The sequence below is a fragment of the Terriglobia bacterium genome, assembly GCA_036496425.1.
GTDB lineage: Bacteria > Acidobacteriota > Terriglobia > 20CM-2-55-15 > 20CM-2-55-15 > 20CM-2-55-15.
Map to the genome: position 1 here is coordinate 40,720 of DASXLG010000070.1, position 15,267 is coordinate 55,986.

The following is a 15,267-nucleotide window of genomic DNA, read 5'->3' on the forward strand; positions in this document are numbered from 1 at the left end:
ACACCGAATTCTGAAGTACAAGAATTCGGTGTCTGTCCCCTTAATTCGTTGTGGCTAATGTCCCCAAATTCATGGCTTTTTTTGATATTTCAGACTAAACTTCCGCCAATGATCCCGGTACAGACTAGAAGAGGGTTTCTTTCAACTCTCGCGCTCGTGTTTGCGGCACGGAAAGCCTTCGCTTTCCCCTCGCAAATTGCGTCGGCGAAGCTGACGGAAAACCTCACATTCATCACCGGCGCCGGGGGCAACATCGTTGTCCTGAGTCAGCCCGAAGGCCTGCTTCTGGTGAACGGCAGTTCCCCCGAAATGGCGGCCGAACTCATGAAGTACCTGGCGGATCAGTTCAAGGGGCAGCCGGTGAAAGCCGTCTTCAACACCGACTGGCACCTCGATCACACGGGCTCGAACGAGCTGTTCAAAAAGGCCGGCGCGAAAATCTACGCGCACGAAAACACGAAGCTCTGGATCGGCGCCGATTTCTACTCCGACTGGGACAAGCACACGTACAAACCGCGCTCTGCGGCGGCGCTGCCGACGGACACGTTTTATACCTCGGGGAAAATGACCTTCGGCAAGGAACCAATCGAGTACGGCTACATGGCGCAGGCTCATACGGACGGCGACATCTATGTTTTCTTCCCCGGCCAGAATGTGCTCGCGGCGGGCGATATCCTGAGTGTCGGAAAATATCCGCTCCTGGATTACGTGACCGGCGGATGGCTGGGCGGCCTTCAGAACGCCAACACCGCGCTCTTGAAAGTCGCCAATGCGGAGACGCGCATCATCCCGGGCAGCGGGCCCGTGCAGACGCGCGCCGACCTTCAGGCTCAGGCCGACATGTGCACAATGATGAGGGACCGCCTTGTCAAGCTGATGCGGCAGGGCATGGGGCCGGCCGACATGATCGCCTCAAAGCCGACCGAAGATTTCGATGCGAAGTGGGGTAATCCGGAACTCTTCATCCGAATGGCCTATCGCGGCATGTGGGGACACGTGCGCGAACTGGGCGGCATCATATAGGAGATAATTCATGCGCTATGTGTGCGCGGTTTTGGCTTTCGCGGTCGCCATCCTGGCCTCGGGGTCGGCGGGCTCCGGTGGTTCCGGTAGTCTTCGAGCCGCGGCGCTGCAGGAAAAGACAGCGGTGACGCCATCTCCTCAGCAGGCACTCATCAATCAGTATTGCGTGACCTGTCACAACCAGCGCGCCAAGACCGCCAACGTCATGTTCGACACGATGGATGTGAACGACGTGTCGAAAAATCCCCAGATCTGGGAACGCGCCGTCCGCAAGCTGCGCGGCGGGATGATGCCGCCACCGGGAGCGCGGCGTCCGGATCCGGGCGCCGCGCAGGGATTCGCAACCTATCTCGAAAATGAACTCGATAAGGCGGCAGCTGCTCATCCGAATCCGGGACGCGTCGGCGTACACCGGATGAACCGCGATGAGTACGCGAATGCCGTCGAAGATCTGCTCGGCGTGCGGGTCGATGCCAGCGCCTTGCTCCCGAAGGATGACATCGCGGACGGCTTTGACAACATCGCCGACGTTCTCAAAGTTTCGCCGTCATTTCTCGATCAATACATTTCGGCCGCCCGCTTCGTGACCAATGAAGCCATCGGCAATCCCGCACCGAAGACGACCAGCGCCGTGTTTCGCGCTTCCCGCAGCACGGACCAGAGCGCTCATATCGACGGACTGCCGCTCGGCACCCGCGGCGGAATGCTGATCGACTATCTCTTCCCTGCCGACGGCGAATACAAGTTCAACATCAACGGCCTTGCCAGTGCCGGGTATGTCCGCGGCCTGGAGTGGGAACACACCGTCGTCATCACCATCGACGGCCACCGCGTCTGGGAAAAGAACGTCGGCGGCGAGGCCGACATCAAAGAGATCGATCAAAAACAGGCCGCCGCCGTGGCGGCGATTAACGGCCGGTTTCAGAACATTCTGATTCCCGTGAAGTCCGGACCACACAAGGTCGGGATAACCTTCATCGAACGTTCCTACGCCGAGCCGGACGAAACGCTCCGCTCATTTATCCCGGGAAAACTCGAAGATCGCATCGCGCGGATCTCGAATGTGGAAGTCCTTGGTCCGTACAACTCCGACGGAGTCACGGAGACGCCGAGCCACAAGCACGTTTTCATTTGCCATCCGGCCGGCGCCGCTTCCGAATCCGAGCAGACGGCCTGCGCAAAACAGATCCTCTCGGCGCTGGCGAAGCGCGCCTACCGCCGTCCCGTCACGGAGCGGGATCTGGTCGCGCCGATGGCATTCTACAAAACCGGTAAAGACGAAGGCGGCAGCTTCGACTCCGGCGTCAAGAGCGCCTTGACCGCGGTTCTGTCCAGCCCGAAGTTCCTGTACCGCGCCGAGACTTTCCCGGGAAACGTCGCAGCCGGATCGAACTATCGCATCAGTGATCTGGATCTGGCGGCGCGGATGTCGTTCTTCATCTGGAGCCGGTTGCCCGACGACGAACTGATCAATGCCGCGGCCAAGGGACAGCTGACCGATCCGAAAAATCCGCAGGCTCTGAATCAGGAAGTGCGGCGAATGCTGGCCGACCCGAAGTCGAAATCGCTGGTCACGAACTTTGCTTTCGAATGGCTGAAAGTCCGCAGCATCGACGATATCGATCCGGATGCCATCCAGTTTCCCAACTGGGACGACAGTCTGCGCGAAGCCTTCAAGCGCGAAATGGAACTGTTCGTCGGCAGCATCATTCAGGAAGACCGCAGCGTGGTGGATCTCCTCACGGCGAATTACACCTACCTTAATGAACGGCTGGCCCTGCACTACGGAATTCCGAACGTCCGTGGCGACCGCTTCCGCAGAGTCACGCTCGACGATCCGAACCGCTTCGGACTGTTCGGCAAAGGCAGCATTCTGATGGCGACGTCTTATCCGAACCGGACGGCTCCGGTTCTGCGCGGCGCTTTCGTTCTGGAAAACATCATGGGAACGCCGCCCTCGCCGCCACCGCCGGACGTCGAAGGCTTCAAGGAAAACAAGGAAGGCGAAAAGGCGAAAACCGTGCGCGAGATCATGGAGAAGCATCGCGCGAACCCGGTGTGCAATAACTGCCACGGCGTCATGGATCCGCTCGGCTTCTCGCTCGAGAATTTCGATGCGATCGGAGCCTGGCGATCGAAAGACGTTTTCGCGGACACGACTATCGACGCTTCCGGCAAACTGGTCGACGGAACGCCGGTCAATGGACCGGTGGATCTCCGCAATGCATTGCTGAAACATCCCGAACAGTTCGTTCAGACACTCACCGAGAAGATGATGACGTTTGCCCTGGGACGCAGCGTGGAGTACTACGACATGCCGACCATACGCAAAATCGTCCGGGACTCGGCGAAAGATAATTACAGGTTTTCTTCGATCGTGCTGGGCATCGTCAACAGCCCGGCGTTCCAGATGAGACGAGCGGAAAAGGTTACGAGTAATTAGTAAGGAGCAGACCATGTTCATCACTAAGAAACATTTGTCACGCCGCACGTTCCTTCGCGGCGCAGGCGTCGCTGTTGGATTGCCGTTACTGGACGCAATGATCCCGGCGGGCACAATGCTCGCTCAGACCGCGGCCAAAGCAACGCCGCACATGGGATTCATCTATTTCCCTCACGGCGCGATCATGGATAACTGGATGCCGGCGAAGGAGGGCGCCGACTTCGACCTGAAGCCCATCCTGAAACCGCTCGAACCTTTCAAGAAGCAATTGACCGTCATCAGCGGCCTGGCCAACAAGCAGGCGTACGGTCCCGTTCACGCTCTGTCGCCGGGAACATGGTTGAGTTGCGTCCGGCCGCGTGAAAGCCAGGATCCGTACGGCGGCGTGACCGTCGATCAGATTGCGGCAAAACACATCGGCCAGGACACGCCAATGCCGTCGATCGAACTTGCCGTGGAAGGCGGCGGACTGGCCGGCGCGTGCGACCGGAACTTCGGCTGCAGTTATGCGGGAACGATCTCATTCCGCACGCCATCGACGCCGATGCCGATGGAATACAACCCGAGAAAGACATTCGAACGCCTGTTCGGGCAGGGCGACACCCCGCAGGAGCGCAAAGCTCTGGGCAAGCAATATGCCAGCATCCTCGACCTCATCAGCGAGGAAGCCGCCGATCTTCAATCGCACCTGGATCCCCAGGACCGCGTGGCGGTCAGCGACTATCTGGAAAGCGTGCGCGAAGTGGAGCGGCGCGTCCAGAAAATGGACGAGCACGATCTGACCAGGCTCGACCTGCCGAACGTTCCTCCCGGAACGCCCCCGCTCGACGACCGGCTCAACCTCATGTTCGACATGGTGGCTTTGGCCTATCAGGCGAACCTGACGCGCATCTTCTCGTTCATGATGGCCGCCGAGGGCAGCAACATGACGTACAACCACATCGGCGTGCCCGATGCGTTCCATCCCGTATCGCATCACCAGAACAATCCGAAACGCATGGAAAGCTGTACGAAGATCCAGACCTATAACGCCGGGGTCGTTGCAAAATTCCTGGGGAAACTTCAAAAGATGCAGGACGGCGACGGCACCATGCTCGACCATTCGATCATCCTGTTCGGCAGCAACATGAGCAACAGCAACGCTCACAATCACGATCCGTTACCGACAGCGCTCGTCAGCGGATGGAAGACGATCAAGGGTGGGCAGCATCTGAAATATCCGGAACACACGACGCTTGCGAACCTGCACCTGACGTTGCTCGAACGCGCCGGAATTGTGGAAAACGCTTTCGGAGACAGCACCGGAAAGTTATCGGAGGTCTAAATGCCCACGATCATTCTTGCCATGCTGCTTGCAGCCGCCGGGCTGGTCGATGCCGTGAAATCCGGCGACCGGACGACCGCCCTTTCACTGCTCCAGCAGAAAGTGAATGTCAACGCGCCCGAGGCGGACGGAACCACGGCCCTGCACTGGGCCGTTCAGAAAGACGACGCGGACCTCGTGGACCGGCTGATCAAAGCCGGCGCCAACGTCAACGCGAAAAACGACTACGGCTCGACGCCGATGTCGGAAGCCGCCATCAATGGCGACGTCGCGATCATGGACAAACTGCTGAAGGCCGGCGCCAGCGCCGAATCGTCAAATGCCGACGGCCAGACAGCGTTGATGATCGTCGCGCGCACGAATAACGTCGAAGCAGCGCGGCTTCTGTTGAATCACGGCGCGAATGTCAACGCGGCAGAAAAGTTCCATGAACAAACGCCTCTGATGTGGGCGGCCGCCGAAGGCCAGGCCTCGATGACCAAAGAACTCATCGCGCACGGCGCCGATGTCAATGCGCGCTCTCACGTCAATGACTGGGATCGCCAGGTCACTGCAGAAGCCCGCGCAATCGCTCGGCCGGCCGGCGGATTGACGGCGCTCCTGTACGCCGCGCGCCAGGGATGCACCGGATGCGCCAAAGCGCTGGCGGAAGGCGGCGCGGATTTGAATCTTGCCGATCCGGAAGGCGTGTCTCCCCTGCTCCTCTCCATCCTTAACATGAACTTCGATGTCGCGGCCTATCTGATCCAGAAAGGCGCCAACGTCGACAAATGGGATTGGTGGGGACAAAGTCCGGTCTACGCGGCTGTCGACGTGAATACGATTCCTCACGGCGGACGCCCGGACCGTCCTTCAGCCGACGAGACCACCAGCCTCCAGGTTCTGCAGATGCTGCTCGATAAAGGCGCGAACGCGAACCTTCAACTCAAGCTCTTGCCGCCTTATCGCAACCTTGGCGCCGATCGCGGAGTCGATGGAATGCTCACCATCGGCACAACGCCTCTGCTGCGGGCCGCCAAAGGCCTGGATGCGCCCGCGATCAAATTGTTGCTCGAACACGGCGCCAATCCGAACCTGCCCAATACGCGGAATTTCATTCCGATCGTGGCCGCTGCCGGAATCGGATCGAGCGATGCCGATACGCGCGGCTGGTTCAAAACCGACGACGTTCAGCAGCGGGCCATCGCTTCTCTGGACCTTCTGCTGAAAGCCGGAGGCGACATCAACGCCAAGGATACACAGGGCAAAACCCTGCTGCTGGGCGCCGCATTCTGGGGTTGGAGTGACGTCGTGAAATATCTCGCCGCTCATGGCGCCGACTTGAGTGCGAAAGATAATCGCGGGCACGATGCCGTCGACACAGCGCTCGGCAAAGCCGGCGGCAACAGCCGCGGCGGCCAACGCGTCGATGTGCATCAGGACACCGCGGACCTGCTCAAACAACTGATCGCGGCCAAACAATGAGAAAAAGAAAAGGAACACAAAAAGCACAAGAGACACAAGCAAGACGCATTATTCCTCTCTTGTGTTGCTTTTTGTGCTTCTTGTGTTCCTTTCCCGTCTTCGCCGCCAACGACTGCGATCGGCCCTGCCTCAAGACCACCCTCGACCAGTATCTCAACGCCGCCATCAAGCATGACCCGGCGGGCGCTCCTCTTTTCGCCGGCTTCCGCCAGACCGAAAACGCCATCGTGGTGCGCACCGGTACCGGCATCTGGAAATCGCTGACCGGCCTCGGCAAGGTTCAGCGCCGTTACTTCGATCCGGTGTCCGGACAGGCCGCCTATTACGGAATCATCGAAGAAGGTTCAACTGCCGATATCGCGACAGTCCGCCTCAAGGTGGAAGACAAGAAGATCACGGAAGCCGAATGGATTATCAGCCGCAAAACCGATATCGGCCTGAACGGCACCGGCCCGAATCTTCTCGATCCCGGGAATCTAGCCGCCAATGCCCCTCCCGATAAACCCATGCCGCGCGACGCGAAGCTCTCGCGCGCAGCGCTGATGGCCATCGTGAACAGTTATTTCGACGGCATCACGACACACGACGGCTCCATCATCAATGCGTATCAAGGATGCACCCGAATCGAAAACGGCGTTACGATGACCGGCCGCGGAAGCCGCGGCGGAGCAACGAGCGATTGCACCTCCGGCCTGGAAACCATCAACATTCTGAATGTTGCGGCACGCCGCTTCCCTATCGTCGACGAGGATGCCGGCGTCGTCCTGGCGATGGCTGTCTTCATCCGGAAACCCGGCACCACGACACGCCGGAACGTTTTCTCGGAATGGTTCTACATCGATAAAGGGAAGATCCGGACGATTTACACTGCGATGTTCTATCCGCCCGCGGAGCTTCCGGTTCCCAACTGGCCGCCATACGACGGCAACTGGCCGGTGAAATAAGTTACTATCGGGCGTGCTTCTTTTATTTATTCTCTCCGCCGTTACAGTTCTTGCCCCGGCAAAAGTGGATATTCAGGGCGAGATCGTGGCCTCTCACTTCGTCGATGCCCCGGCGACGCTGCAATTGTTCAGCGGCAAGAATCTTGTTCAGACGGTCACTTCCGATGAGCACGGGCACTTCAGGTTCACGAAGATCGAAGCCGGTTCTTATACGATGCACGTCGAATGCGACGGTTACTACGCGCAGGACATTCCTGTTCAGGTGGCGAATTCAACGTCACACGTAAGCGTCATGCTGAAGCCCGCGCCCGACAACCCGTCGCTGACGGCCGCCTTCGACCCGTTTCGCGATCTCGACATTCCCGCGAAGGCCAGGAAGGAATTCGACCTCGGAGTGCGTCCTCAGAAGGACGGGAAATGCGGCATGAGAATCGAGCATCTCCGGAAAGCCCTGTCGCTGTTTCCGAGATATGGTGAAGCATTCACCGAGATCGCCCGCTGCTATGTGCAGATGAATGATATGGCGGGCGCGGAAGCGGCGTTCAAGAGTGCGATCCGCTACACGACCGGCATCTATCCGACGATTAACCTGGCGAACTTATTGATCAATGAAAACCGCCTGGATGATGCGCAGGCGCTGATTACTCCCCTGTTCAAGAAGAACCCCACGGAGGGCGAGCCATACGCCTCCATGGCCCGAATCAATTACGCCAGAGGCCAGCTACGCGAAACAGAGGCCGCCGTGATCGCGGCGCACGAGCGCGGACATCAGTCGCCGGATATTCACCTGATTCTCGCGAAGATTTATGAAGACCGTGGAATGCGAGGCGCGCTTGCCACTCAGCTGCTCAATTACCTCGACGAAGCCCCACACGGCGCAGCGGCGGATCAAGTCCGCAAGAAACTGCAGGACCTTCAGGACCGGTAGGATATGCACCAATGAAGAAACTTGCGATGATGCGCTGATCCAATATCATCTTAACGAGGGGGACGCCCTTCGGGCTTTATCTTTCGCGCGCGTCCTGGCGACGTGAAGTATCGATCGGGCATAGGCTGCCAGGCACTCGCTGCATTTGTCGATGTGGTCGAACTCGAATTTCGTGAAGCGGGAATCCTTCCCGGCCAGTTCAAGGAGCCGCTTCTTCAGCACGTGTTCCTGCACGGTTTGTATAACGACAAAGATCGAAGGTTGGATGCCTGATTTTTTTGAATCCGGCGGCAGGGTTTTGTCGTTCTTCTAAACGGAGTGTACGTCGGTGTACCAAGTCCGTCCGCCTGCCGGAAGCCTCTTGACGGAAAACTGTTTGCCGCGGCATGATTTCAAGGTGAGTACGGCAAGACCTACGAGCCCTGACTGGCCTGAATCTGAAGGAAGAACGCTGGGCGACCTGCTTTACGCCTCAAGACAGAGGTTTCGTGTTTCCGAGCAGGAGTGGGTCGAACTGGTCAAGGCGATCGCCGGAGGCGACCAGCTTGCGCTGCATTCGTTATATGAGCGGACGCATCGGATCGTCTTCACGTTGATCGTACGGATCACTCGCAACCGGGAGACGGCCGAAGAATTGACGCTCGACGTATTTCACGACGTGTGGCGAAGAGCTGCGGCGTACGATCCCGCAGGTGGAAGCGTCCTCGGGTGGATCATGAATCAGGCGCGATCGCGCGCCATCGACCGGGTGCGGTTCGATCAGCGTAAGAAGCGGGTCAACATTTCTGGTGAAGATCCGGTTACGGCCCAGCTTCCGGCCGATCCTCAACAGGCATGCCAGCTTGAAGAAGAAGCGCGGCATCTGCGAGAGGCGCTCGAGGTACTCACTCCAGAGGAGCGTCAGGTGATCGAAACGGCCTTTTTCTCCGAGTTGACGTACCACGAGGTCGCGCAAAAGCTGAGTCAACCTCTAGGTACCGTCAAGACACGGATCCGGTCCGGACTCGGCAAACTGCGGCATACTCTCGGCAGGACTTTGAAGCGTATATGAATTCGCCAATCCAACAACACGATGGCGAACACCACGACCTGGTGTTCCTCTATGCCCTTCAGGCGCTTCCGACAGCCGAGATTCCCGCCGCTGAGACCCACTTCACCGGATGCGACGCCTGCCGTCAGGAGTTGGAACTCCTGCGTCCGATTGTAGGGGGCTTCACTGCATGGCCGTCGGACGTCCTGAGGCCAGCGCAGCCGCTGTGGGAACGCCTGACGCGCCGCATCTCGATGCAAACGGGACAGGAACCTGTTCTGAATCCACCACGAGCACCGGCGCAACCCGAATGGGAAACCGTTGTGCCCGGTATCTCCGTCAAACTGCTTGCGACGGATACGCTGAAAAACCGTACCAGCATGCTGGTACGGCTCGATCCCGGAACCGAATATCCCCCTCATTGTCATGCCGGCGAAGAGGAGTTGCATCTCCTGTACGGCGAACTCATAATCAACAACCGGAAACTCCATCCGGGCGATTATTTTCGTGCTGCGGCCGGATCGGTGGATCATCGCGTCTGGAGCGAGACTGGCTGCACCTGCGTTCTGATCACGTCTAACGACGACGAAATCCTCTAAGATTCGACGCCAACCCGATCACAACACCTCGAACACGTGATAGATGGCACCGCCGGCCATGCGGTGTCCGTAGGCGACTGAGACGAGACGATTGAGCCAGTCGTATTTCTGCGAAGCGGTTTCGAAGTTCACAGTCACACGCATGTAATACTCCGACGGGCTGACCTGTTCGCCGCGGCCCAGGCGGTCCAGAACCTCCTTCGGCCCATGCCGCATTCCGAAATACCGCATACCGATCAGCTCGCCGTCGTCGGTCTGCATGACGAGCCGCACATTGATCGTGGTCGCGCCGTCTGCGCGAAGAGACTGCCAGTCACTGCCGCCTGAAAGAAATTTTCCTCGCAACCGCTCGCCTTCGAAACGGCCTCCGGCAATCTCGCCAATGCGCCGGTCGTAGCCGGGAGTGGCGCCGATGATCGTCGGGGGTTTCACCTCGATCTGGAAGATAAACAGAGGCAGGACGCGAAGCGTCGCCATCTCCGATGGAAGCAATGCGGCGAGTGAGTCTGTGCTCATGAACTTTATTCCTTTCTCTGCTGTAGGGGCGGTCATAGACCGCGCCTACAAAAGCGATCTCAACTCCGAAATCGAGCGGACAATCCGGTCAGGGCGCACACTGCCAGACTGCGAGTGGCCGTTTCCGGACGGATGTATCCAAATGGAGAAAATTCCCAGCCGCTGGGGTTGCACGACATCCCATTCCAGATTGTCGCCGGCCATCCAGACGTCGGCTGGAGATACGGAGAGGCGCTCGAGCGCCAGTTCATAGACGCGCCGGTCGGGCTTGCCGAAACCGACTTCGCCTTCAATCAGGATCGAATCGAAAAATGGCGCAAGGCCGAAGGTCTCGATCTTTCTGCGTTGAGGAGCGCCATTGCCATTCGTCAGCAACGCCAGTTTGCATCCGCGCCCGCGGAGCCAGCGCAGAGTCTCCAGAGCGTCCGGAAAGATCTCGAGGCACTCTTCCCTCCGGTCGTGATACACGCCGCCGATCCGCAGCGCCAGACCCTCGTCCGGCATTCCAAGATCCTTCAGAGCGAGACGCACCACTTCGGTCCTGGCCGTTTGCAGATCGAGCCGGCCGGTGCGATGACGCTCGGCGTCGGACCAGAACCACTTGCCGGAAGCCTTGACGGCTTCATAGAGAACATCGGACGCAATGCCGCATTCGGATGAGCCCGCCGAACAGGCTTCACGCCAGCACGCATCGACCGGTCCGGAGTCATTCAGAATCGTGTCGTCGAGGTCGAGGAAAACAGCTTTCGGCGTCCGGACTTCGAGCGCAGCCCAGTCCACGGAATCGCCGATCGCAATCTCGCCGCCGGTGATCACCTCGGCAAAAGCGCCGCCGCCCCAATTCGAATACATGAGGTTCTTCAAGCCAGGCTGGACCTCATCCATGCGCTCGCAGGGCTTCGTCTCGCCTGCGATCCGAAGCACAGCGGCGCCGACTCGCAGCAAACGTCCGCGGGAATTCGCCAGGGAGATTCCGCTGAGCATCAGGTTGGCTCGTCTTCTGGATGGAGGCGCATCGCTTCCGGCTTCGGCCGTCACCGCATCCCAGAGTTCGCGCTCCATGAGTGTCACCTGGCGCGTCCGGCTGTTGTCCACATTGCCGCCAAGACCTTTACCGGCAATGAGGGAGGCCGTCAGCCTCGCATCCATCGATCCCCGGTGCGCACGTTTGATCCAGATTGCATCGAGCCTTCCTGCCATGAAGTTCAATCGGCTGCGGCTCGTTCTAATTCTTCTGTTCCGGCGCGGGTTCCGCAGCAGGCGGCGCCTGTCCCCGGTTGGCTGGCGGCGGCGGAACCGCGGCCGCGGGCATCACTGCGGTGCCGTCCAGCGCAAAGACGAACATGATCGGCGGACTATCCACTTTCGCATTGTTCGGTCCGATGGTGGTTGCCGGACGTCCTAAACCGCCGCCGAAAGCGACGTACTGTTTGCCGTCGACTTCGTAGGTGATCGGCGGAGCCATGCCGGTGCGGCCCGTCTTCACCTCATAAAGCACCTCGCCGTTATCGGCGCGAATGGCGCGGAAGCGCCCATCGTTGATGGTCTGGAACACCAGGTTGCCCGCGGTCGTCGTGGTTCCTCCGCCGATGCCGCCGCCCCCTTCGACATTCCACTTCAACTTCTGATTCGCCGGATCCCATGCTTGCAATCCGCCGCGCGCACCCTGAGGCGGCTCGGGACCGAAGGCCGGTCCAATCGTTTTTGTCGGACCCGAAGGACGTACATAACCGGTCGTGCCGGGCTTGTGCTCCACCTGCGCCTGATACGGGAAACTACTGTAGGAGGCGGGAATGTATACCAGTCCGGTATTCGGATTGAAGGACATCGGCGCCCAGTTGTGGGCGCCGCCGCCGGTCGGAAACACCGATACCGGATCCTGATCGTAATACGCTTCGGGATTCACGACGGGCCGCCCGCCTTCGCCCATGCGCAACGCCCAGCTCACTTTGACGAACGGCTCGGCCGAAATCAATTCGCCGGTCACGCGGTCCAGAACATAGAAGAACCCGTCCTTTGGCGCCTGCGTGATGACCTTGCGCATGCGGCCGTTGATATTGAGGTCGAGAAGCATCAATTGCGCCACGTTGTCGTAATCCCAGTTGTCGTTCGGGACGGCCTGGTAATACCACTTGAGCTGGCCGGTCGTCAGGTCGACTGCCAGAATCGAGCATGTATAAAGGTTGTCCAGACCCTGCGCGCCGCGGAACTTCTGAACCCAGGGTTCCGCGTTGCCCGTACCGAGATAAACGAGATTCACTTCGGGATCGTAGGCAAAGCCGTCCCACACCGCGCCCCCGCCGCCATTCTTGTAGAAATCACCGCCCCAGGTCTTTGCCGCGGTGCGCAACACCGGGCTCTCATACGGCTTTGAAGGGTCGCCCGGCACCGTGTAGAAGCGCCACGCGATCTGGCCGCTCTGCGCATCCACGGCAACGAACTGGCCGCGCGTGGGTTTGTCGCCGCCGGAGGCGCCGATGATGACTTTGCCGCCTGCGATACGCGGCGCCATGGTCAATGTGTACTGGTCCTGCGGATAAACGATCCGCGTTTCCCAAACCGGCCTGCCGGTCGTGGCGTTCAATGCAAACAAACGGCCGTCGATCGCCGGCGCGATGACCATGCCGTTATACAGCGCGATCCCGCGATTCACGATGCCGCAGCAGATCGCCGGCCGTATCGTCTGGTTGACCTCTGGATCCCATCGCCAGAGTTCTTTGCCCGTCCGCGCATCGAGCGCGAAAACGACACTCCACGTCGTGATGCCGTAAAGTGTGTTGTTCCACATCAGCGGCGTACCTTCCTGATTGCCGCCGCCGGCTCCCATCTCGTAGTACCACGCCAGACCGAGACGCTTCGCGTTTGAAGCGTCGATCTGTTTCAGCGGGCTGTAACGCGTCTCGCTCTGCGTGCGGCCGTAACTCAACCACGCACCGGATTGCGAGTCATTCGCGCTGCCCGTGCGCCGAAGCACGTCGTTGGTGATGTTGGCAGGCGTGCCGACACGGGTCTGTTGTGCATACATCGCGGCGCTCACTGCAGCGATCAATAGAATAAGCACAGCGGATCGACGAAATCTGGCCATGAGATTCTCCCGGTTAAGTCCGATCAAAATATCATGAACGGCGCAAAAGGACGTAGCGGTATGAAGGCGGAGAATCGTTGTGAGAGCAGACATTCCCCGCCTTTCCAAGGCGGGGAGGCTGCGCCATCAAGAGATAGTCCCGTTCCTTATCGGCGCAGACGGGGCGGTTTGTAACTTCCATCAACAAGTAAGGAGCGCTACGCGGTTCGTTGATAACCGCCCCGCCCGAGCGTTCTAACGTTTGATCTCTCGGGCACCCCGCCTTGAAAAGGCGGGGAATGGTACAACCTACTTCGATGCCGGAGCGCCTTTTGCGCCCATCAGGGATTGAAGCAAGGCGACCGTCTCCGGGAACGGTTCCGGAGCCGGGCCGCCGCGGGCGCCTCCGCGGACACCCTTCGCGAGATCGAGCGCCATTCTGCCGTCGGCATCCTTCGCCTGGAGATCGGCGCCGTGCTCGGCGAGAAACTTCACGAACGGCGTGAAGCCGTGCTCGGCCGCGCCGTGCAAAGCGGTTTCGCCCGGCACCGCAAACGCACTCGGCACCTGGCTGGAACGGCCGCCGCGGCCCGCACCGGCTGACGCGCGCTGAGCCGCGCTGTCCGTCGCCACACGACGCGGTTCAGTGAGCATGTGGGCATTGACGTTGGCGCCGGCGTCGACGAGAAGTTTCATCGTCGCAAGCACGCCTTCGTTCGTCCGGTTCCGGCCGCGCGTGACGCGCGTTCCAAATTCAACACCGGCCGCAGCCATCAGCGGCGTGACGCCTTCTTTACTCGGCAGATCGACCAGCGCGCCGTGCTGGAGTAGAAGTTCGACAAACTTGGCATCTCCGGCCCGTGCCGCGCGCAACAACGGGGTCGCGCCCTGAGCCAGAATCGAGTCGCCGCCGCGATCCTGAGGTACATCGCGGTACGGCGGCCGGCGCTTGAGCTGAATATTCGGATTCGCGCCGGCTTCAAGCAACATCCGGCCGACATCGACGGCGGTGAGCTTGTCTTCGCTCGGAATCACGGCCATCGCGCCGTTGCCCTTCATCGGAAGCGTGCTGACATCGGCGGCCATATAGACCGGCGAACGGCCGAAGAGATCCCACTTATCGAGGTCGGCGCCGCCCTTGATCATATACGCCGCAAACTCGAAATGAAGATTCAAGAGAGCCATGTTCATCGGCGTCACGCGATCGGGATCGTCGAGATCCGGATCGGCCTTCGCCGCGATCAAGGCTCGCGCACATTCGACGCAACCTTCGCGCGCTGCGTACAACAAAGGTGTAAAACCACCCTTGTTCATGTCCTTGGGGCGCGGCTCGGTGATGACCTTGCGTTCCCATTGGTGAACCACTCCGCGCGCATTCACGTCCGCACCATGTGACGCCAGCAGCTTGATCATCTCCGCCTGGCTCTGCGCCGCGGCCCACATGATCGCGGACTGTCCGCCCCACGTCTCTTTGGCATTAACGTCCGCTCCCGCATCCAGCAGCCGCTTAGCCGCGTCGACCTTTCCGGCGCGGGCGGCTTCCATCAACGGTGTTTCGCCGTCCGGGTTCTTTGTATTCGGATCGGCTCCGGCCTTCAACAACGCATCGATGACCGGCGTCGCACCGATAATTGAAGCTTCGGTGATCGCCGAGGTGCCGAACTGATTCATCAATTTGACGTTGGCGCCGGCCTTGATCAGCGCGCGCACGAGGTCGAGGTCGTTATTCGCGGCCGCGTACATGATCGCCGTTGTGCCGTCGGGGCCAACCGTGTTCGGATCGGCCTTCGCGGCTAGCAACTTCAAGGCCGCCGGCCGATCGCCGGACTCGGCAGCGTCCAGAAGCGAAGGCTTCGCCGCGGTCGCGGCCCTTCCCACGACAAAGGAGACGGAACACAAGAAGCACAAAAAGCACAAGAGAGCCATTCTTGT

At 59.8% G+C, this 15,267-nt stretch carries 13 protein-coding genes; 9 read left to right on the forward strand and 4 right to left on the reverse strand.

Going from position 1 to position 15,267, the window contains the following annotated elements; all coding sequences use genetic code 11:
* Positions 1 to 108 precede the first annotated feature (108 nt).
* The 9 genes from VGK48_04910 (at position 109) to VGK48_04950 (ending at position 9,755) form a co-directional block, all read left to right on the forward strand.
* A complete protein-coding gene (locus VGK48_04910; protein ID HEY2380504.1) occupies positions 109 to 1,023 on the forward strand; it encodes an MBL fold metallo-hydrolase in 915 nt (304 codons plus the stop codon).
* Between the two features lie 10 nt (positions 1,024 to 1,033).
* On the forward strand, positions 1,034 to 3,466 hold the full coding sequence (locus VGK48_04915; protein HEY2380505.1) for a DUF1592 domain-containing protein: 2,433 nt from the start codon (positions 1,034 to 1,036) through the stop codon (positions 3,464 to 3,466).
* 13 nt (positions 3,467 to 3,479) lie between these two features.
* Positions 3,480 to 4,790 (forward strand): DUF1552 domain-containing protein, encoded by a 1,311-nt coding sequence (locus tag VGK48_04920; protein HEY2380506.1) that lies wholly within the window; start codon positions 3,480 to 3,482, stop codon positions 4,788 to 4,790.
* Complete coding sequence (locus tag VGK48_04925; GenBank protein ID HEY2380507.1) at positions 4,791 to 6,254, forward strand: ankyrin repeat domain-containing protein; 1,464 nt, start codon at positions 4,791 to 4,793, stop codon at positions 6,252 to 6,254.
* An 80-nt stretch (positions 6,255 to 6,334) separates the two neighbouring features.
* Positions 6,335 to 7,198, forward strand: coding sequence for a hypothetical protein (locus VGK48_04930; GenBank protein HEY2380508.1), 864 nt, complete (start codon positions 6,335 to 6,337; stop codon positions 7,196 to 7,198).
* A 13-nt stretch (positions 7,199 to 7,211) separates the two neighbouring features.
* A complete protein-coding gene (locus VGK48_04935) occupies positions 7,212 to 8,126 on the forward strand; it encodes a carboxypeptidase regulatory-like domain-containing protein (GenBank protein HEY2380509.1) in 915 nt (304 codons plus the stop codon).
* A 102-nt stretch (positions 8,127 to 8,228) separates the two neighbouring features.
* The gene (locus tag VGK48_04940) at positions 8,229 to 8,399 is read left to right on the forward strand and encodes a hypothetical protein (GenBank protein HEY2380510.1); all 171 of its coding nucleotides are present in this window, start codon (positions 8,229 to 8,231) and stop codon (positions 8,397 to 8,399) included.
* 124 nt (positions 8,400 to 8,523) lie between these two features.
* On the forward strand, positions 8,524 to 9,177 hold the full coding sequence (locus tag VGK48_04945) for a sigma-70 family RNA polymerase sigma factor (GenBank protein ID HEY2380511.1): 654 nt from the start codon (positions 8,524 to 8,526) through the stop codon (positions 9,175 to 9,177).
* Entirely contained in the window at positions 9,174 to 9,755 is a 582-nt protein-coding gene (locus VGK48_04950; GenBank protein HEY2380512.1) for a cupin domain-containing protein, read from the forward strand. Before VGK48_04945 ends, VGK48_04950 begins: the two co-directional genes overlap by 4 nt.
* Before the next feature lie 18 nt (positions 9,756 to 9,773).
* Here the strand turns inward: VGK48_04950 and VGK48_04955 are convergent, their stop codons facing one another.
* The 4 genes from VGK48_04955 to VGK48_04970 form a co-directional block, all read right to left on the reverse strand.
* Entirely contained in the window at positions 9,774 to 10,271 is a 498-nt protein-coding gene (locus VGK48_04955; GenBank protein ID HEY2380513.1) for a DUF3237 domain-containing protein, read from the reverse strand.
* Between the two features lie 45 nt (positions 10,272 to 10,316).
* A complete protein-coding gene (locus tag VGK48_04960) occupies positions 10,317 to 11,471 on the reverse strand; it encodes an HAD-IA family hydrolase (protein ID HEY2380514.1) in 1,155 nt (384 codons plus the stop codon).
* A 25-nt stretch (positions 11,472 to 11,496) separates the two neighbouring features.
* The gene (locus VGK48_04965) at positions 11,497 to 13,356 is read right to left on the reverse strand and encodes a PQQ-dependent dehydrogenase, methanol/ethanol family (protein ID HEY2380515.1); all 1,860 of its coding nucleotides are present in this window, start codon (positions 13,354 to 13,356) and stop codon (positions 11,497 to 11,499) included.
* Positions 13,357 to 13,644: 288 nt separating this feature from the next.
* On the reverse strand, positions 13,645 to 15,234 hold the full coding sequence (locus VGK48_04970; protein ID HEY2380516.1) for an ankyrin repeat domain-containing protein: 1,590 nt from the start codon (positions 15,232 to 15,234) through the stop codon (positions 13,645 to 13,647).
* Between the last annotated feature and the right edge of the window lie 33 nt (positions 15,235 to 15,267).

Bases quoted from the DNA above. Each gene is read 5' to 3' on its own strand.
- VGK48_04910 (HEY2380504.1), top strand. From the start codon at position 109: ATGATCCCGGTACAGACTAGAAGAGGGTTTCTTTCAACTCTCGCGCTC.
- VGK48_04915 (HEY2380505.1), top strand. From the start codon at position 1,034: ATGCGCTATGTGTGCGCGGTTTTGGCTTTCGCGGTCGCCATCCTGGCC.
- VGK48_04920 (HEY2380506.1), top strand. From the start codon at position 3,480: ATGTTCATCACTAAGAAACATTTGTCACGCCGCACGTTCCTTCGCGGC.
- VGK48_04925 (HEY2380507.1), top strand. From the start codon at position 4,791: ATGCCCACGATCATTCTTGCCATGCTGCTTGCAGCCGCCGGGCTGGTC.
- VGK48_04950 (HEY2380512.1), top strand. From the start codon at position 9,174: ATGAATTCGCCAATCCAACAACACGATGGCGAACACCACGACCTGGTG.
- VGK48_04955 (HEY2380513.1), bottom strand. From the start codon at position 10,271: ATGAGCACAGACTCACTCGCCGCATTGCTTCCATCGGAGATGGCGACG.
- VGK48_04960 (HEY2380514.1), bottom strand. From the start codon at position 11,471: ATGGCAGGAAGGCTCGATGCAATCTGGATCAAACGTGCGCACCGGGGA.
- VGK48_04965 (HEY2380515.1), bottom strand. From the start codon at position 13,356: ATGGCCAGATTTCGTCGATCCGCTGTGCTTATTCTATTGATCGCTGCA.